The 17,599-nt window shown below is 72.7% G+C and carries 13 protein-coding genes; 4 read left to right on the plus strand and 9 right to left on the minus strand.

Translation table 11 applies throughout. The annotated features are described in order from the left end of the window. Window positions 1–444: 444 nt before the first annotated feature. From ABIA35_RS46950 to ABIA35_RS46975, 6 genes are read right to left on the minus strand one after another with little or no spacing between them, the layout of a single operon-like run. Window positions 445–1,149 carry a hypothetical protein gene (locus tag ABIA35_RS46950; RefSeq protein ID WP_370362331.1) on the minus strand — a complete coding sequence of 235 codons (705 nt, stop codon included), beginning with the start codon at window positions 1,147–1,149 and terminating at the stop codon, window positions 445–447. After that, complete coding sequence (locus ABIA35_RS46955; RefSeq protein ID WP_370362332.1) at window positions 1,146–1,871, minus strand: hypothetical protein; 726 nt, start codon at window positions 1,869–1,871, stop codon at window positions 1,146–1,148. The genes ABIA35_RS46950 and ABIA35_RS46955 overlap by 4 nt, the downstream gene beginning before the upstream one ends. A gap of 23 nt (window positions 1,872–1,894) precedes the next feature. Continuing rightward, window positions 1,895–3,349, minus strand: coding sequence for a WXG100 family type VII secretion target (locus tag ABIA35_RS46960; protein WP_370340256.1), 1,455 nt, complete (start codon window positions 3,347–3,349; stop codon window positions 1,895–1,897). A 16-nt stretch (window positions 3,350–3,365) separates the two neighbouring features. After that, on the minus strand, window positions 3,366–3,650 hold the full coding sequence (locus tag ABIA35_RS46965; protein ID WP_370340255.1) for a hypothetical protein: 285 nt from the start codon (window positions 3,648–3,650) through the stop codon (window positions 3,366–3,368). Further along, window positions 3,650–8,113 (minus strand): FtsK/SpoIIIE domain-containing protein, encoded by a 4,464-nt coding sequence (locus tag ABIA35_RS46970; protein ID WP_370362333.1) that lies wholly within the window; start codon window positions 8,111–8,113, stop codon window positions 3,650–3,652. The genes ABIA35_RS46965 and ABIA35_RS46970 overlap by 1 nt, the downstream gene beginning before the upstream one ends. Before the next feature lie 53 nt (window positions 8,114–8,166). Further along, on the minus strand, window positions 8,167–8,466 hold the full coding sequence (locus ABIA35_RS46975; protein WP_370340253.1) for a WXG100 family type VII secretion target: 300 nt from the start codon (window positions 8,464–8,466) through the stop codon (window positions 8,167–8,169). A 199-nt stretch (window positions 8,467–8,665) separates the two neighbouring features. Between ABIA35_RS46975 and ABIA35_RS46980 the strand changes: the two genes are divergently transcribed. From ABIA35_RS46980 to ABIA35_RS46990, 3 genes are all read left to right on the plus strand, one after another. Beyond that, on the plus strand, window positions 8,666–10,312 hold the full coding sequence (locus tag ABIA35_RS46980) for a hypothetical protein (protein WP_370362334.1): 1,647 nt from the start codon (window positions 8,666–8,668) through the stop codon (window positions 10,310–10,312). Window positions 10,313–10,485: 173 nt separating this feature from the next. After that, window positions 10,486–13,362: a BTAD domain-containing putative transcriptional regulator gene (locus ABIA35_RS46985; RefSeq protein ID WP_370340251.1), complete on the plus strand. Its 2,877-nt coding sequence runs from the start codon at window positions 10,486–10,488 to the stop codon at window positions 13,360–13,362. A 50-nt stretch (window positions 13,363–13,412) separates the two neighbouring features. Further along, on the plus strand, window positions 13,413–13,763 hold the full coding sequence (locus ABIA35_RS46990; RefSeq protein WP_370340250.1) for an iron chaperone: 351 nt from the start codon (window positions 13,413–13,415) through the stop codon (window positions 13,761–13,763). Window positions 13,764–13,784: 21 nt separating this feature from the next. On the opposite strand, the gene ABIA35_RS46995 is transcribed toward ABIA35_RS46990, so the two are convergent. Together ABIA35_RS46995 and ABIA35_RS47000 are read right to left on the minus strand one after the other, a co-directional pair. After that, complete coding sequence (locus ABIA35_RS46995) at window positions 13,785–14,393, minus strand: LuxR C-terminal-related transcriptional regulator (RefSeq protein ID WP_370362335.1); 609 nt, start codon at window positions 14,391–14,393, stop codon at window positions 13,785–13,787. Next, the gene (locus ABIA35_RS47000) at window positions 14,390–15,364 is read right to left on the minus strand and encodes an NAD(P)H-binding protein (protein ID WP_370362336.1); all 975 of its coding nucleotides are present in this window, start codon (window positions 15,362–15,364) and stop codon (window positions 14,390–14,392) included. Before ABIA35_RS47000 ends, ABIA35_RS46995 begins: the two co-directional genes overlap by 4 nt. 121 nt (window positions 15,365–15,485) lie before the next feature. On the opposite strand from ABIA35_RS47000, the gene ABIA35_RS47005 reads away from it, so the two are divergent. After that, a complete protein-coding gene (locus tag ABIA35_RS47005) occupies window positions 15,486–16,427 on the plus strand; it encodes a LysR family transcriptional regulator (RefSeq protein WP_370362337.1) in 942 nt (313 codons plus the stop codon). Here ABIA35_RS47005 and ABIA35_RS47010 read toward each other — a convergent pair. After that, window positions 16,361–17,542, minus strand: a complete 1,182-nt coding sequence (locus ABIA35_RS47010; protein ID WP_370362338.1) for an aminotransferase class V-fold PLP-dependent enzyme — start codon at window positions 17,540–17,542, stop codon at window positions 16,361–16,363. The two genes, ABIA35_RS47005 and ABIA35_RS47010, sit on opposite strands and share 67 nt — an antisense overlap. Window positions 17,543–17,599: the final 57 nt, after the last annotated feature.

A 17,599-nucleotide genomic window follows, 5' to 3' on the forward strand; every position in this document is an offset into this window, starting at 1 on the left:
CAACAGCGATCCGGCTTGACACCGCCCAGGCCGGGATGGTTCCCTCCGGGCGACGAAGCGACGGGGAATCCGGGACACAGGCGACCACAAGCAACGACCGCCGGCAGCCAGCGCAACCCCCACCCCCCGGAGCGAGGCCGCTCGCCGCGCAGGCGCCGCCGGAGGCGCCTGTAAGCCCTTGACCTTGACCTTGCTCGTGCCCTTGCTCGTGCCTTTGATTTTCGCAGTAGACCCGACCACCTACCCAAACCACCGCCGCCCCGCGAAACCAGCGCCACCCCCGAACCGCGCCACCCAACGGATCCCGTAAACCATGCGCGAAGCCGTCAAGAAACGCCTGTGACTATCAGCCCACAAACAAACCGCAACCAGCCACACCCACCCACCGCACATGAGTCAGGGGCGCCGATAATGAGCGAGGACCGGGAAGCCGGCCGCAGGGTCTCACAGGGCTTGTGGCTCGGCGACCGCACCTTCGATCTGTGCTCCTTCAATCTCCGCAACTGTCGCCGTCACCATCGCCAGCACCTCGTCCTGGGTCGGCGCCGCGGTGCGCTCGACCCAGCGCAGCGTGGAGATGATGGTGTCGAACAGGAACACGACGCCGCGGACCACCGGGGATTCTGTGTCGGCGTCGGCACCGGCCAGCACGGTGAACGTCAGCAGGCCCCAGACACCGGGACGCTCGGGGTGCGGCAGGTAGTACGAGACGCGCACGCCGGCGGTCTGTTTGCCGTACATCTGCTGGTGGATCACCGCCGAGATGCGCGCCGCCGGAGCGCCGCCGACGTCGAGGCAGGAGCCGTTCGGACCGGCGTCGTCCAGGATCGAGGCCAGCAGGCGTTCGGGGTCCTGGGGATCCTGGTCCTCCAGGATGGTCAGCAGCAGGGAACCCGGGATGCGGGTCCCGTTGAACTCCCGCAGCGGCAGGACCACCCAGCGCGCGCCGTTGCGGCCGGCCTCGTCGGTGGCGGTGGTCAGCTGCTTGCGCAGTTCGCGGCGCCAGGGTTCGGCGCGGTCGCGGGGCAGGCTTGCCGGCAGGGCGCGGGTGATGACGCGGTCGATGGCCCACTTGCGGACGCGCTCGGTGTCCGGGGCGGTGGGCAGGACGGCCCAGCCGGCCGGGAGTACCAGTTCGAGGTCGATCATCGGTTCACCCCTTGGCGGGCCGGTGCGATCGGTTGCGGGTGCTCGGCGATCTGCTGCATCAGCTTTTCCACGCCGGGCCCGATCAGCGCCAGCAGCTGCAGGTCCACCACGCGCGTGGTGAGCAGCACGTCGACCCGCGCCGGGGGCCGGCCCTCGGCGGCCGGCCAGTCCAGGCGCATCGCGGCGTCCAGGCGGCCGTAGGCGAAGCGGTCGGGGGTGCTGTGCACGCTGAGCACCCGGAGCCCGTCGCCGTAGGGCGTGGTGATGTACTCGATCTGCCGGCCGTAGTCGATGTCCGGGGAAGAAGCGGCGGGGGAAGAGCCGGCGCCGACCAGATCCATCAGATAGATCGGGTCGTCGGCGGCCGGGGCCCGGTACTCGACCACCACCGGCACCGGCGACCAGCGCGGCCAGCCCTGCACGAAGGCGGTCCCCCAGGCCATGCGCTGCCAGGGCGGCAGGGTGGCGGCCCGGTCGGTGAGCCAGCGCGCGATGCCGCGGCCGACGTTCTCGGCGGTGAAGGGGAAGTCCTCGGGCAGGCCGCCCTCGGTGATCCAGCTGGTGCGGAAGTCCTCGTCCCAGCCGTCTCGGGTCCACTCGGCGAACATCTCCACCACGCGGTCGGCCCAGGCCTGCCGGGCCTGGTCGGTGGCGCCCGGATCCGGGACTCGGCCCCAGAACCAGGGCACTGCGATCTCGGCGGATTCATCGTCCGCTGTCATCACCGGTGCCTCCTCACGGCTCGTCACGGGTTCACCGCCGGGATCAGACCGGATTCCCGGCCGCCGGTGTAGGAGATGCCGATGCCCAGGCCGAACAGCGCGTTGAAGCCGCCCCAGACGTACCAGGCCGGGTTCATCTTGCCGCCGACGGCGCCCAGGATCCCGGACAGCCCCTTGTAGCCGCTCCAGCCGCCGAGCACGCCGGCCCAGTCGCCGATGGTCTTCAGAGGGTTGGAGCCAAGGCCCTTCCACATGTTCCAGGCGTCGGTGAGCTGCTGGCCGGCCGAGCCCCAGAACCCGATCTCGGGCTGGGTGCCGATCTTGCTGCCCCAGTTGCCCAGCTGGCCGGGCAGCCCGCCGAGCTTGCCGCCGAGCCAGCCCAGGGCGCTGTTGGTGACCGGGTTGTTGTACCAGTCGGACAGGTGCTGCCAGTTGGAGGCCGCGTTGCTCGCCGGGTCGAACAGCCACTGGTCGTTCATGGTGGACGGGTTCGGCCCGGCGGCCGGGCCGCCGCCGATCGGCCGCAGGTTGATGCCTCCGAAGTCCTCGCCGAAGGCGGTGTCGCTGAAGCCGAGCTGCGGCGCGCCGGGGTGTTCGGCCAGGCCGGCCAGGGTCTTGGCGTCGTTCGCGAGCCCCTTGGCGATCTGGGAGGCCCCGACCCCGATGAAGCCCAGGCCCAGGCCCACCGCGCCGAATACGACGTCCAGGACGCTGCCTTTGCCGTCGGCGTACAGGATCGAGTTCACGATCAGGGACGCGGCGCCGACCACCACCCCGGCCAGCACGACCACGTCCAGCCCCGGGATCAGCAGCGCGATCGCGCCGAGCGCCATGCCGATGTAGCCCAGGATCTTGCTGAACCAGCCCAGGATCTCGTCCATCTTGTCTTTCCAGGTATCGCTGAGCCCGTCGTCGTAGTTCTTGCTGTTGACGGCGTCGCCGAACCGTTTGCCGGCGGTGTTCAGGGCGTCCAGCGCGTTGTTGAGCCGGTTCTTGGCGGCGGTCAGGGCGTCGTTCGCCTGGTTCTCGGCGTTGGTCTTGTCCGTGCCCTTCTGCTGTTCCTGCGGCGAGACGGTGCCGTCGGACCCCTTCTGCGGGTCGGGCATGCCGGTGGCCTGTTTCTGCTGCCCCGCGGCCGTGTTCGCGTCGTTCAGCGCGCCGGCGGTCTCGTCCAGGCCGTCCTGGAGCGGCTGCTCGTAGATCTTGATCTGGTCGGCGACGTCGTGGTAGCGGACGCCGGCCTTCTGCAGCTTGTCGTGCAGGTCGCCGGCGCTCTTGCGCAGGCCGTCGATGTACTGGCCGACGAGGCCTTCGGAGTTGTCGTCCATCACCTTCTGCAGGCGGGACACGGCGTCGTCGATGGTGGTGGCGACGTTCTGGTAGTGCGTCTGGGCCTCGGCCACCGCGTCCGGGTCGGCGTGGACCGGGTCGGAGTCCAGGCCCAGGGCTTCCCAGCTGCCGAGGTTGCGGATGCTCACAGCTCCTCCTGCCGGCTCACGAATTCGTGTTCAGGCTGTCGCGCAGCTGCTGATCGCCCTGCGCCCAGGCCTGGTTGACCTTGTCCACCGAGTCCCGCAGCGTCTTCATGTCCTTGACCATCGCGTCGCGGTGGATGCGCCAGTTGGCCGCGAAGTCGCCCATCGAGGAGTTGGCGTTGTGCTGGCCCCACAGGCCCTTGTCCTCGTTCTGGACGTCCAGCGCGCCCTCGAACTCGCCGATCAGCGAGTTCAGGTCGCTGACCAGGCTCACCAGGTCGTCGCGGACGATGAGATCGGCCATCAGCCCTCCTTGGGTCTGTGGGTCGGAAGCTCTGCCTTCACCATGGGAATCTGCGCGGTCATCAGGACGCCGTCGCCGAGGTGGACCAGCGCGGCTCCGGGTACGACGCGCGGTGCCAACTGCGAGCGGGTCAGCCGGATACCGACCAGGTCGCCGTTGCTCAGGTCCGGCGGGGACAGCAGCGCGCCGCGGCGGTTCTTCTTCACCTCGGCCTGCCAGCCGGAGAAGCCCATCGCCACCGAGCCGATCTCGCCGCCCAGGACCAGCCCGCGTCTGCGGCCCGATCCGGTGCGGACGTAAGCACGCAGCCATTCGCGGGCCCGGCACTCGCGCCAGGCCTCGCCGTCGTCGAGGATCAGCGCCACGGGCCCCTCGCCCGGGTCGAGCAGCGCGGCCAGTTCCTCCTCGGTCGGGTCCGGCGAGCTCACCACGCCGCGCACGCCCGGCCGTCCGACCAGCGCGGCCAGCGGTGTCACGCTCGGCGTGCCGATCACGATCTCGGCGCCGGTGCGCAGCAGCGACTCGGCCATCACCGCGAGCGCGGTGCTGCGGCCGGATCCGGAGGGGCCGGCGATCAGGAACGTCGGCCGGTCGGCGAACAGCGCGGCACCCACCGGTTCCAGTTCGTCGCCGCCGACGCCGAGCAGCGCCCAGGGCTGCTGCCGTTCCTCCTCCAGGTAGCCCCAGGCTTCCTCGAACGTCAGCTGCGCGGGCAGCACCGCGATCCGGCCGGGGCGTTGGGCCTTCGGGACGTCGGCCTCGCGTTCGGCAAGACGGCTAGCCAGATCGCGCAGCGCGGCGACCTGCGCCGGCCCGGAGGGGTCGGCGGCGACCAGCGCGACCTGCGTCTCGACCGCGCCCGCGGAACGATAGCCGCGCCCGGGAGGCAGGTTCTCCGCGACGGTGCGCGGGTTCAGGCCGACCAGGGAGTAGTCGGAGCGGTCCGGCAGCCGCAGCACCAGCTTGTCCTCGGTCAGGGAGCTGATACGCCCGGACATCAGGCTCCGGTCGCCGGCGATCACCACGTGCACGCCGACGCTGGCGCCCTCGCGCATCAGGGTGTGGACGATGTCGGTCAGCGAGCCGTTGTCGTGCTCGCTGAGCGTGCCCATGAAGCCTTCCCAGCGGTCCAGCAGCAGCATGATGTGCGGCAGCCGCTCGCCCGGGGCGCCGGCCCGGCGCTGCTCGGTGACGTCGGCGAACCCGCCCTCGCCGAGCACCCGCTGCCGGCTGAGCACCTCGGCGTGCAGCCGCTTGAGCAGCCGGGAGGCGCGCTCGGTCTCCGAGCGCTGCACGATCGCGCCGCAGTGCGGGAACTTGCTCAGCGGCAGCAGCGCGCCGTTGCCGCAGTCCAGTCCGTACAGGTGCAGGTCGGGCACCGAGGCCGCGCAGGCCGCGGCGGCAGCGATGGTCCGCAGGGCCTGCGAGCGGCCCGAGCGCGGCGCGCCGATGATGTGGAAGTGGCCGAAGGTCGCCAGGTCGATGGTGACCGGCTCCTGCTTCTGGGCCGCCGGGAGGTCCTGGAGCGCCCAAGAGAACACCGGCTCGGCGAACCCGCCGGACTTGCCTGACCCGGACCCGCCGGACCCGCCGGACCCGCCGGCCGTCGGCTCGGCGGCGAGCTCCACGACCGTGGAGGTCGGCAGCGGCGGAAGCCAGGGCCGGCGCTGCGGCGGCAGGCCGAGCAGATCAGTGGCCTGCTTCAGGGCCGAGACCAGTACGGACAAGTCCGTGACCACGTCGGTCTCGGCAGCCGAGGCGGGCCGTTCGGGCGCCGGACGGCCCAGGTCGAGCCAGGCCACCGGACGCAGGAACGGCGCGGGCGCGGCGACGGCCCGGTCCCGGCTCGGCCGCCGTCCCCCGACGCGTCCGGTCTGGAACGGCAGCAGAGAACTGTGACCGAGGCGGGCATAGGCGCGGCCGGGATGCGCCTGCGAGATGTTCGCGGCGTCGCGGGCGTCGATGACGTCGGTGCTCTCCCCCGCGTCGGTGACCCGCAGCGCCACCCGCAGGTTGGTGTTGGCACGGATCTCCGCGGAGACCACGCCGGAGGGCCGCTGCGTGGCCAGGATCAGGTGGATGCCCAGGGACCGGCCGCGCTGCGCGACGTTCACCAGACCGGTGACGAAGTCCGGCAGCTCCCGGACCATCGAGGCGAACTCGTCGATCACGATCAGCAGCCGCGGAATCGGTGCCAGCTCGGGGTTCCTGGTCGCGTAGTCGAGGTAGTCCTCCAGGTCCTTCGCCCCGGCGGCGGCCAGCAGCCGCTCGCGGTGCGTCAGCTCCGCGCCCAACGAGGTGAGCGCCCGCTCGACCAGGTGGGTGTCCAGGTCGGTGACCATGCCGACGGTGTGCGGGAGCTCGACACAGTCCTTGAACGCCGCGCCGCCCTTGTAGTCCACGAGCACGAAGGTCATCGCGTCCGGCCGGTTGGCCACCGCCAGGGAGGCCACCAAGGTCTGCAAGAACTCTGACTTGCCCGAGCCGGTGGTCCCGGCGACCAGCCCGTGCGGGCCGTGCGCGACCAGGTCCAGGGCGAAGGGGCCGTCCAGCGAGGCCCCGATGACCGCCTTGGTGCTGCGGCCCCCGGCCTGCCAGCGGCCGCTGATCAGGGCCGGGCTGGGCTCGCGCAGGCCCAGCAGGTCCAGCAGGCGTGCCGCGTCCGGCAGCGCCATGCCGCCGGCGACCTCGCTGACGTCGCGCAGCGGCGCCAGGCGGCGGCCCACCACCGGATACCAGTCCGCACTCACCTCGTCGGCGAGGATCGGCTCGATCAGTGCGGCCCGCTGCTGGCGCAGGCCGACCGGCCGGCCGGGGATGCCGCCGGCCAGGATCGTGGTGCACTCCTCGGGCAGCGTGCGCTCGTCGGCGTCGACGCAGACGCTGTAGACGCCGACCGCCGGGCCCTCGCGCAGGACCGTGACCACGCCGGGCAGCGCGCGCAGCCGCAGCGCGCCGTCGAGCACGACCACGACGTCCGGATCGGCCTGGACCGCGCCGGTGCCGGCGTCGAGCCGGGAGCGCTGCCGGGCCGCGATGAGATCGCCGAGCTCTGCGACGCGGTGGCTGAGCGTCTCGGCGTCCGCGCCGACCAGGGTCAGGGCCCGCTGGCCCAGGCTCGGCCGGGCGTGCGGCAGCCAGGTGGCCCAGTCCCACAGGCTGTCGCCGGCGGGATCGGTGAGCACGTACAGCTGAAGGTCGCGCGGGCTCTGCAGGACCGCGATCTGGCCGACCAGCCAGCGCGCCGTCCGGCGCGGCCACTCCCCGGGACCTGCCACACCGACCACGCCGGCCCGCGCGATGGAGAACGCGACCGGGGCGTCGTGCACGACGCGGTGCTGCGATGTGCGCTGCGGGCCCTCGAGCTGTTCGACGGCGACCGCGCTGTCCAGGTCGGCCAGGCCGACGCGGACCAGCAGGTGGTCCGGATCGCTGCGGCGGCGCTCCCACAGCCGGCTGCGCGGTCCGGTCGCGATCAGCAGCAGCTCGGCGGCGTCGGGGCTGGAGGCCCGCAGCCGCAGGCGCTCGGACTCCAGCGCCCGGGCGATCTCCTGCTCCGCGGCGGCCAGCTGCTCGACGTACTCGGCCTGCATCCGGCGGTGGCCGATCTTGCCGGTCCGGCGGCCGTTGAGCCAGTTGCCGACCATCATCACCGGGGAGAAGAAGGCCATCAGCAGATAGCTGGGATTCTTCATCACGGCCATCATCACCAGGCCGAGCCCGGCCGGCAGCAGGGCGGTGATCCACGGCATCGGGCTGGGCCGGGCCGGCGCGGGCGCGGCGGGCAGCCGGAAGGAGGTGCGCTGCGGCGGCGGCAGCAGCCGGGGCGGCCGGTTGTAGTCGAGCCACTCGCCCTCCGGCGAGACCTCGATCATCGCGTCGGGCTGGCGGACCGCGGCCTGCTCGTAGCGGGACTCGCCGATCCGCAGCAAGGCGGCCTGCGGCCATGTGGTCTCGGCGTCGGGCAGCGCGATCCGGTCCAGTTCCGGCGGCTCGCGCAGGACGGCCGGACGGATCCGGACCGAGGCGTCCAGGCTCACCCGGACCGTCGCCACGACGCCGGGCTGGTCCGAGCCGAGCCGGACCGCGCAGGACGGATCCGAGCCGATCTGGTGCACGCCGGCCCCGAGATACCAGACCCGGCCGCTGTCCCGGCCGGCGACGGCGCGGACGGTGACCAGGCCGCCGGGCCGGCCGGACTCCCCCGCCGCGCCGGGGGCGCCCAGCCACAGGACGGCGCCGTCGTGGATCCCGGCGGCGCTGATCGGACCGGAGAGGTCCACGCGGGCTCCGTCGAGGAACACTTCCTCCCCGACGGGGTCGCCCACGGTGTGGCCGGCGTCGGCGCCGATGGCGTCCAGCAGCCCTTTGACGACGTCCCGGACCGGCGTCGCGGGGTCGGCGTCCACGACGACGTCGTGGGACCGGCTGCCGGGCCCGGCCACCGTGATCATCATGCGCATGGCCGTCGCCTCCCGCGAGTGGTGTGGTTGCGGTGATTACCTCTGTGCTGCCTCTACTTCTGCGGCAGGGACTGCGCCATCTGCGTGTCCATGTCCTGCATCGCCGAGACGGCCTTGTCCAGCCACTGCGACAGCTGGTCCAGGGAGTCCATCAACTGCCCCGCGGAGGTCACGAACTCGTTGTGCACGTCGTCGAACCGGCCGGAGGCCTGGTCGGTGACGAAGCCGCTGGCGGTCAGCTGGTCGACGATGCTCTTGCACTCGGCGATCTTGGCGTCGATGTCGGCCTTGTCGTTGCGCATCCGCGTCGCGGCGTCCGACATCTCCCCGTAGGTGACGTTGAGGTTCGGCATCGGTGGATGCTCCCTTCGAAGTTCGTGTGCGGCGGACACTCCACACGCTAGGCGCGGCCAGCCGCCGCGAACCAGGCTCCGATCTGCGAATATGGGCCCAGGGACCCAGGGTTCTGCGTTGACACCCAGGCCGCGCCGGGCGAACGATTCAGGGGTCGAAGAACCCCGTCCGCTCCCCCGCGCACCCGAGGAGGCCCCGATGTCGGTGACCACGCTGCGCCGCGCCCTGGCGTCCGTCGCCGCGGCCGCGTTCGTCCTGCTCACCGGTCCGCACCCGGCGACGGCGGCGACGGGCTCGGCCCCGCCCGCCGTCAAGTACTACGCCGTGTCCAGCAGCTATCAGGGGCAGCCGGAGTTCCTGTTCGAGATCGCGCAACGCGTCCTGGGCAACGGGAACCGCGCGACCGACATCTTCGACCTGAACAAGGGACGTCAGGAGCCTGACGGCGACACGGTCAGCGACCCGACCGTGATCCGGCCGGGCTGGTTCCTGCAACTGCCGGGCGATGCCAAGGGCGACGGGGTGATCACCGGCGTGATCCCGACGGTGCACCCCGATCCCAGCGGCACGCTCGTGAAGTACTACTGGGTCACCGACAGCTACCAGGGGAAGCCGGAGTTCCTGGCCGAGATCGCGCAGCGGTTCCTGGGCGACCCGAACCGGGCTCAGGACCTCTTCGCCCTCAACAAGGATCGCAAGGAGCCCAACGGCGGGACGCTCACCGATCCGGCGAAGATCGCTCCCGGCTGGTTCGTGAAGCTGCCCGAAGACGCCAAGGGGGACGGGTTCATCGCCGGTCCGCTGCCGCATCTCGGACCCGCGACCGCCGGACAGCCTTCGGCATCGAAGGGTTCTGGTTCTGGCTCCGGCTCTGCCTCGGCGCCCAAGGCGTCCGGTTCGGCCGGCGCTCCTTCCGCGTCGGCCGGCGCGCCGGCGGCTTCGAGCGGTTCGAAGTCCTCGAGCGGCGCGCTGGTGCTGATCCTGGCGATCGTGCCGGCGGTCCTGATCGTGGCCGGCGCGGTGTGGTGGGCGCTGCGTGCGGGCCTTTTCGCCAAGCTCGGCACCCGGATGCGGGCCCGCCGCTCCGGCAAGCCGCGTCCGGCCGCACCCCGCGACGACGCGGCGGCCTGGACCATCGACCGGGTGTTGCGGACGCTGGCGACGGCCTGCTCGACCGGCGGGCGTCCGCTGCCGGGGGTCGCCGCGGTGGTGGTCGGCACCGACACCATCACGCTGCGCCTGGCCCGCCCGGACGAACAGCCGCCGCAGGGCTGGAGCGCCGACGACCAGGGCCGCACCTGGACCGCGCCGCTGCGGCTGCTGCAAAGCGCGGCGGTGGACGACGCGCTGCCCACGCCGTATCCGCGCCTGGTGTCCGCCGGCGACACCGACTCCGGCCGAGTGCTGCTGAACCTGGCCGAGGCGCACGGCCTGATCAGTATCGAGGGCGACGGACGGCACACCAGGCCGCTGATCGCCGACTGGATCCGCGAACTGTCCGGCAGCCCGTGGTCGCGCGGCACCACGGTCCTGCGGATCGGTTTCGGCTCCGGCGCCGAGGACCTGCCCGGCGTCGAGGACGCGCCGACCATCGAGGCCGCAGCGGCCACGCTGGAGGAGAACGACGGCGGCGTCCTGGTCCTGGCGCACGCGCCGAGCGGCCGCGAACCCGAGCGTGTCGGCGCGCTGGCCGGCGCCGGAGACGGTCGCTGGTCCGTCCTGGTCCTGGGCAGTCCGAAGAACGCCGGCTGGCGACTGGTCGCCGACGCCGCCGGGACGCTGGACACCGGCCTGCTGAACGAGCCGGTGCGGCTGCACGGGAAGCGGCCGCTGGAACACGCGTGAAGCAGTGATCGAACCGGGTCCGCGGCCCTCCGGCGGACCCGGTCGACGCACGTCAGAGCGCTGACATCTTGACCTGGCACCGATCCAAGCGTAAACAATGCGAATACCACTCCGAATCGCAAGCGAAGCAACATTCGCCGGGTGGCACGGGATCGGGCAGGGAGGGCGTGCGCATGGAAGACGGTGACCGGCTCCGTGTCGAGGTCCTGGGTCCGCTGCGGGCGTTCGCCGGGGGCCGGGAGATCGCCCTGGGGGCCCCGAAGCAGCGGGCGTTGTTCGCGGCGCTGGCGATGTGCGCGGACACCGTGGTGGCGCGCGGGGAGCTGATCGACCGGATCTGGGGCGAGGACGTCCCGATGACCGCCGCCGGGAACCTGCACACGTACGTCTCCGGGCTCCGACGGAGCTTGTCAGGGCTCGGTGATCGGCTGGTCGCCGGCGGCTCCGGCTACCTGCTGCGGCTGGATCCGCCGGCGCTGGACCTGAACCGGGCCGAGCACTCGGCCGCGCTGGCGCGGTCGGCCCGCGATCGCGGCGACCGGCAGGCCGCGATCGCCGCGTTGGACTGCGCGCTGGCGTTGTGGCGCGGCGACCGCCCCTTGGAGGCGCTGCCGGGTCCGTTCGCCGCCGAGCAGCGCGCCCGGCTGGCCGGCATGCGGCTGCGGCTGCTGGTGGACCGGACCGAGCTGATGATCGAGGCCGGCGGCGCGCGGTCGGCCGATCTCGCGGCGGCGGCCGAGGAGTTGGCGGTGCACGCGCGGGCGCATCCGTTCGACGAGCGGCTGCGCTCGGCGCTGATGATGGCCCTGCATCGCAGCGGGCGCACCGCCGACGCCCTGGCCCAGTACCAGATGCTGCACCGGGTGCTGGCCGAGGAGCTCGGGATCGAGCCGGAGGCCTCGACGCGCGCGGTGCAGATGGCGATCCTGGCCCAGGACGCGCCGAGCCGGCGCGGCGTGACCGGGAAGCCGCCCGCACCGGCCGATGACGCGGTGGTCGCGCGGCCGGCCGAGAACGCAGTGGTGGCACGGCCGGCCGCGCCCGCGCAGCTGCCGCACGACAGCGCCTCGTTCGTCGGCCGGGCCGACGAGCTGCGGCAGGTCCTGGAGCAGGGCCGGGCCGAGGGGGCCTCCTGGCCGCGGGTCGTGATGGTGGTCGGCGTCGGCGGCATCGGCAAGACCACGCTGGCGGTGCGGTGCGCGCACCTGCTGCGTCCGGCCTATCCGGACGGCCAGATCTACATCAACCTGCGCGGTTTCGACCCCACGCATCCGGCGCTCACCCCGTCCGCGGCGCTGCACCAGCTGCTGGCCTCACTCGGCGTCCCGACGGTCCCGGCCGAGCACGAGCAGCGCGTGGCCCTGTGGCGAAGCCTGGTGGCCGGCCGGCGGATGGTGATCCTGCTGGACAACGCGCGCTCGGCCGAGCAGGTCGAGGACCTGTTGCCGGGCACCGGATCCAGCTTCGTCCTGGTCACCAGCCGGGAGCGGCTCGGACGGCTGGCCGTGAAGTACGCGGCACGGCGCGTCACCCTGGCTCCGCTGGCCGACGCCGACGCGCTGGGCCTGCTGGCCGACGCGGTCGGCGCGGAGCGGGTCAGCGCCGAGGCCCCGGCCGCACGCCGGCTGGCGCAGCTGTGCGACCACCTGCCGTTCGCGCTGCGGATCGCGGCTGAGCAGCTGGTGACCGCGCGCGGCGGCAGCATCGCGGACCTGGTCGGGAACCTGGAGGACGCACATCAGCGCCTGGACACGCTGCGCCTGGAGAACGACGACCTGTGCTCGGTCCGCAGCGTCATGGCGTGTTCGTTCGACGCGCTGGACCCGGACACGGCGCGCGCCTGCCGGATGCTCGGGGCGTTCCCCGGCGTGAGCATCACGCGGCACTGCGCGGCGGCGCTGTTGGACGTGCCGGTCCCGCGCGCCTCGGAGCTGTTGCAAAGGCTCAGCGCGCAGCATCTGCTGGAGCAGCACGGTGATCGGTACACGATGCACGACCTGACCCGCACCTATATCAGGGAGCTGGCTCGGTCCTTGCCGGACGGGGAGGTCCGGGCCGCGCGGGATCGGGTAAGCGCGTGGTACACGGCCACGCTCTCACGCATGGTGGGTGCGGGGCGGCGGCGGATCATCGAGGTGGGGGCCGATGCCGGGTCGTGGTGCCATGAGCCGCAGCCGTTCGGCGGGCAGGAGGAGTTCCTGCGGTGGTGCGCCCAGGAGTGGCCGAATATCAGTGCCCTCATCCGCAGCACGGCGCGGTCGGCGGACCACCTGTCGACGTGGCGCCTGACGTATCTGATGTTCGACTACTTCTACGCGTGCGGCTCGGCGGCGGATTGGCTGGACCTGCTGCGGATCGCGACGCGGTCGGCGCAGGCTTCGGGCGAGCGCCGGGCGCGTGCGGTGCTGCTGAACCACACCGGCGTCGCGCACTGCCGGATCGGACGGACCGACGTCGCGGTGGCGGACCTGTGCCGTGGGCTGGATCTGCTGGAGCCGTCCGACGATCCGCTGCTGCGTATCAGGCTGCTGGCAACGCTGGCCTCGGTATCGCGGGTGGCGAAGGAGTACGAGCGGGCGTTGGCCGCGGCGCTGGAAGCGGTGGCGCTGTCCGAGGGCTGCGGGGACGGGTATCACCGCGCGGCGGCCGAGGACGCGCTGTGCGAGGTGTACGCCGAGACGGGGCGCTGGTCCGAGGCGGTCGCACACGCCGAGGCCGGACTCGCCGACGCCCGCGTCTGCAAAAGCCCGCTGTTGGAGGCGAACCTGCTGATCAACCTGGGGTTGGCGCGCAACGGGCTGGGCGACGCCGCCGCCGCGCAGACCTGTCTGGCGCGTGCGCTGCGGGTCACGCAGGCTGCCGGCGACCGGTATCACGAAGGACTGGCGCTGCTGGCCCTGGCACGGGTCCTGGCAGCGGAGCGCGAGGCGGCCGCGGCGATGGCCAGGCGGGCGCTGGCGCAGTTCCAGGAACTGGCGGCTGAGGAGGCCAAGGACGTGCTGGAGTTCTTGGGGGATCTACAGCTGGCGGGAAGCGTGGCCGCCGCCTGAGCGGTGGCCTGCGGATGCCGGGATCCGGCGCAGGCACTAGCCTCGGCAAGGTGGGAGAAGTCAGCGACTACTACGCGACGTTGCCGCCGGATGTCGGCGAGCTGTTCGAGGGCATGCGCCGCCGGGCGCTGAAGCTGGTCCCCGACGCGGTCGAGGGGCGCAGTTACTCGATGCCCGCGTTGCTGTATCAGGGCAAAGGACTGATGGCGACCATGCAGACCGCGAAGCATCTCGCGCTGTATCCGTTCAGCGGGAAGGTGGTCGCGCGGGTCGCGGAGCGGCTGCCCGGATTCTCACTGTCCAGCGGGACGATCCGGTTCGGTCTCGGGCAGCCGGTCCCGGACGATGTGCTCGACGACATCATCCGGTTCCGGGCCGCCGAGATCGACGCCGCCAAGTAGGGCCGGCCCGCCCCCGCCGCCTCACGCCGCGTCGGTCTCGCGTCCCTGCCACGTCAGCACCGCCTCGACGCGGCTGCGCGCGCCGAGCTTGGCGAAGATGTGGTTGACGTGGTTCTTGACCGTCTTCTGGCTCAGCCGCATGCGTTCGGCGATGGCGGCGTTCGGCATGCCGCGGCTGATGCAGGTCATGACCTCGGCCTCGCGCGGGGACAGGTTGTGCGCGCGGGCGCGGGGCGGGCGCCGGTGGTCGGGGGCCGTCGGCGGGTGCCGGTGGTGGCCCGGGCCGGCGGGCGCGGGCTCGGGACGCGCGGGGTCATGGCGCGCGGAGTCGCGGCGTACGGGCTCGGCGACCAGGGACAGCTGGTAGTGCGCGCTGGCCGCTGGGCCTTTGTGCGCGGCCGGTCCGGCCAGCCGGCTCAGGACGTCGGCCAGCGCCGCCGCGGCGGGCGGGGCGCCGGGGCCGGGCTCGACCGTGAGCTCCAGCGCGGGCAGGCGGTCGATGCTCACCGACAGGCCTTTGCTGGCGAACTCCTGGCGGATGCGGGCCAGGATGTCGGGGCTCACGATCGCGATGCGGACCCGTCCGCGCGGGGCCGGTGCCGTCGTCGTCTCGGTCGCGGTTACGGTCATGTTTCCAGCTTCGGCGCCCCCGCTTCAGGTTTCCTCCAGACGGGCTCCAGACGGCGCTCGCACCAGGCGCGGAAGTCAGTGGGCTGTGACAGGCAAGTGGGCTGTGACAGGCGAGTGGGCTGTGACAGGCGCGGCGGGAGGTGGGGTTCGGCGTCGTAGATCCCGTCGTTCTGGGCGCGCACCATGGTGGCGACGTCCCGGGCCCAACCCGCGGCGACGCCGTGGCCGAGCAGCATGGCGTGGAATTCCTCGACGCTGGTCTGCCGATAGCGCACCGGGCTGCCCAGGACCTGCGCCATGACCGCGGCCAACTGGTCGGGGGTGAGGTCCTCGGGGCTGCTCACCGGCACCATGGCCTGGTCGCTCCAGGCGGGGTCGAGCAGCAGCTCGGCCGCGAGGGTGGCGATGTCGTCAACGGCGACGGTGGCCAGCGGCCGGGCGGCGTCCAGGGCCATCGTGAACTCGCCGCGGTCGCGGATCGCGGCTGCCTGGCCGATCAGGTTCTCCAGGAAGAACGGCGCGGCAAGGCCGCGGTAGCCGACGCCGGTGCGGGCGAAGGCGGCGTCCATGGCGAAGGCGGCGCTGAGCGTGCCTGCCTGGTGCGGGTAGCCGTGGCCGAGGCTGGTGACGGCGACGACGCGGCGGACCCGGTGCCGCGCGAGGGCTTCGCACGCCGGGCCGGTGAAGCCGAGGTAGTACTCGGTCGCGCTGCCGGGGGTGCGGGGGTCCGGCGGGACGAGCCAGAAGACCGAGTCGGCGCCGTCGAAGGCCCGGTCCAGCACCGCGGGGTCGCGGTGGGAGCCGGCGACGGCTTCGACCCGGTCGCGGACGGCGGGGTCCAGCGCGTCCGGGTCGCGGGTGATGACCCGGACAGTCTGGACAAGCTGGGCATCCGCCGGTTCCGGCGCCGCCAGCAGCAGGTCGACGAGCCGGCGCCCGATCTGGCCGGTGGGGGTGGTGACGACGATCATCGCGGGGCGTCCGCCTTTCAGGCATTCGGGAGGGTTCGTGATCTTGACGCGCCATCCAGTCAACCCGGCGGGCCGTCCGCACCTGAAGGTCCGATCCGGCAGCGATTGATAGCGTGGTGGCATGAATGGCCTGGACCTGCGGCGCCTGGAGTACTTCGTCGCGGTCGCCGAGGAGCGGCACTTCGGGCGTGCGGCCGAGCGGCTGCGCATGACACAGCCTCCGCTGTCGCGCGCGGTCCAGCAGCTGGAGGACGAGCTCGGCGTGCGGCTCCTGATCCGCACCACCCGCCGGGTCGAGCTGACGCCGGCCGGCGAGGTGCTGCTGCGCGACGCGCGGATCGCGCTGGACGCGGTCGCCGCCGCCGAACGCCGGACCCGGCACGCCGGGGCGCCCTCGCCGACGCTGCGCGTCGCACTGAAGGCGGACCTGGACGCCGGGCTGCTCCCGGGGATCCTGGCCGCGTTCGCCGAGGAACCGGACGCCTGCGAGGTGGAGCTGGTGCTGGTCGGCATCGGTGAGCAGGCGCAGACGCTGCGCGACGGCCGGGCGGACGCGGCGATCGTCCTGGCGCCGTATGACGCGGCCGGGCTGGATGCCGAGCCGCTGATCAGCGAGCCCACGCTGCTGGCGATGGCCGCCTCGGATCCGCTCGCGGCGCGGAACACGCTGCGGCCTGCCGATCTGGCGGGGTATGTACTGCCTGGCGGGCGACCCGCGGATCAGTTCCCTGCCAAGGCCGGCGAGCCCGAAGCCGCCGGAAGAGCAAGGCGCCGCCACACCGTGGCCGACCTGACCGAGATCCTGCGGCTGGTCGAGGTCGGCAGCATGGTGTGCTTCCTCCCGCTGTCGGTGACGCGGCGGTATCCGAGGCCTGAGATCGCCTACCGGACGGTGGCGGACGTGCCGGACTCGGAGTTCTCGCTGGCCTGGCCGCAGCAGGCGACGTCGCGCGCGGTGGCGGCGTTCGTGCGGGCGGCGGAGAAGGCGGCGACGGATCAGTCCCGTGCCGACTCCGCCACCGCCGCGGCCGCCGTGCCGAGCTGCGCCTCGGTCACGAAGTAGTGCGGCGAGGCGCGCACGATCTCGGTCAGCCCGCGCCGGGTCATGTCGAGGACCGTTGAGGACCGGTGGCTGACGCTCACCGCGATGTCCCGCCGGGCCAGCGCGGCCTGCACGTCCGCCGCCGACTTCCCGGCGACGCTGAAGGTGACCAGGCCGCTCTTGCGCGCGCCGAGGTCATGCACCGTCACGCCGGGGATCTCGGCCAGCGCCGCGCGCAGGTACGCGCCGCGCTGCGTGACCTCGCGCTCCACCTCGGCGGGGCCGAGGTCCAGCAGGTATCGGGCGGCGGCGATCAGGCCGAGGCGCCCGGCGTTGTCACACTCCCAGAGCTCGTACACCCGCGCGTCGTCGCGCAGGACGTAGCTGTCGGCGCCGGTCCAGGTGCCGCCCTGCAGGTCGGCGAGCTTGGGGCGCAGGACCGCCTTGGCGCGGTCGCGGACCACCAGGAAGCCGGTGCCGCGCGGGGCGCGCAGCCACTTGCGGCCGGTGCCGGTGAGGATGTCGGCGTCCAGGGCCTCGGCGTCCACGGCCAGCTGGCCGACGGCCTGGCAGGCGTCGAGCAGGACCAGGGCGTCGGAGTTCGCGTGGACGGTGTCGCTGATGCGGCGCACGTCGGCGATGATGCCGCCGTTGGTGGGGACGTGGACGACCGAGACCAGCTTGACCCGCTCGTCGAGCATGGCCTTCAGGGCGTCGTCGGCGAACGTGCCGTCGGCGTCGCTGGGCACCACCTCGATCGTGGCGCCTACGGCCTGGGCGCGCATCAGCAGCGCGATGGCGTTGCCGCCGTATTCGACCTCGCCGACCAGGATCCGGTCGCCGGCGGCCAGCGGGACCGCGTCCAGGGCGGCCAGCCAGGAGCGGGTCGCGCTGTCGCTGAAGGCGACCTGGTCGGGGCGGCAGCCGAGCAGCTCGGCGAAGACGGCGTAGCCGGCCTCGCGGTCGGCCTCGCGCTCGTCGGCGGCCTCGTAGCCGCCGATCTCGGTCTCGCGGCGCAGGTGGTCGAGCACCTCGGCGAGGACCGGCGCGGGCATGAGCGAGCTGCCGGCGCTGTTCAGGAAGACCCGCTGCGCCGCACCCGGGGTGTCCTCCAGGACCCTGGTCATATCGATCATGGCACTGAGGTTATCCGGCGGACCGCGCTGTGTGCGGACCCGCCGGACAACGATCGG

The organism is Catenulispora sp. MAP12-49 (assembly GCF_041262705.1).
Classification (GTDB): domain Bacteria; phylum Actinomycetota; class Actinomycetes; order Streptomycetales; family Catenulisporaceae; genus Catenulispora.

Excerpts from the sequence above, each read along its gene's own strand:
- ABIA35_RS46950 (WP_370362331.1), bottom strand. The coding sequence starts at position 1,149 with ATGATCGACCTCGAACTGGTACTCCCGGCCGGCTGGGCCGTCCTGCCC.
- ABIA35_RS46955 (WP_370362332.1), bottom strand. The coding sequence starts at position 1,871 with ATGACAGCGGACGATGAATCCGCCGAGATCGCAGTGCCCTGGTTCTGG.
- ABIA35_RS46965 (WP_370340255.1), bottom strand. The coding sequence starts at position 3,650 with ATGGCCGATCTCATCGTCCGCGACGACCTGGTGAGCCTGGTCAGCGAC.
- ABIA35_RS46970 (WP_370362333.1), bottom strand. The coding sequence starts at position 8,113 with ATGCGCATGATGATCACGGTGGCCGGGCCCGGCAGCCGGTCCCACGAC.
- ABIA35_RS46975 (WP_370340253.1), bottom strand. The coding sequence starts at position 8,466 with ATGCCGAACCTCAACGTCACCTACGGGGAGATGTCGGACGCCGCGACG.
- ABIA35_RS46980 (WP_370362334.1), top strand. The coding sequence starts at position 8,666 with ATGTCGGTGACCACGCTGCGCCGCGCCCTGGCGTCCGTCGCCGCGGCC.
- ABIA35_RS46985 (WP_370340251.1), top strand. The coding sequence starts at position 10,486 with ATGGAAGACGGTGACCGGCTCCGTGTCGAGGTCCTGGGTCCGCTGCGG.
- ABIA35_RS46995 (WP_370362335.1), bottom strand. The coding sequence starts at position 14,393 with ATGACCGTAACCGCGACCGAGACGACGACGGCACCGGCCCCGCGCGGA.
- ABIA35_RS47000 (WP_370362336.1), bottom strand. The coding sequence starts at position 15,364 with ATGATCGTCGTCACCACCCCCACCGGCCAGATCGGGCGCCGGCTCGTC.
- ABIA35_RS47005 (WP_370362337.1), top strand. The coding sequence starts at position 15,486 with ATGAATGGCCTGGACCTGCGGCGCCTGGAGTACTTCGTCGCGGTCGCC.
- ABIA35_RS47010 (WP_370362338.1), bottom strand. The coding sequence starts at position 17,542 with ATGATCGATATGACCAGGGTCCTGGAGGACACCCCGGGTGCGGCGCAG.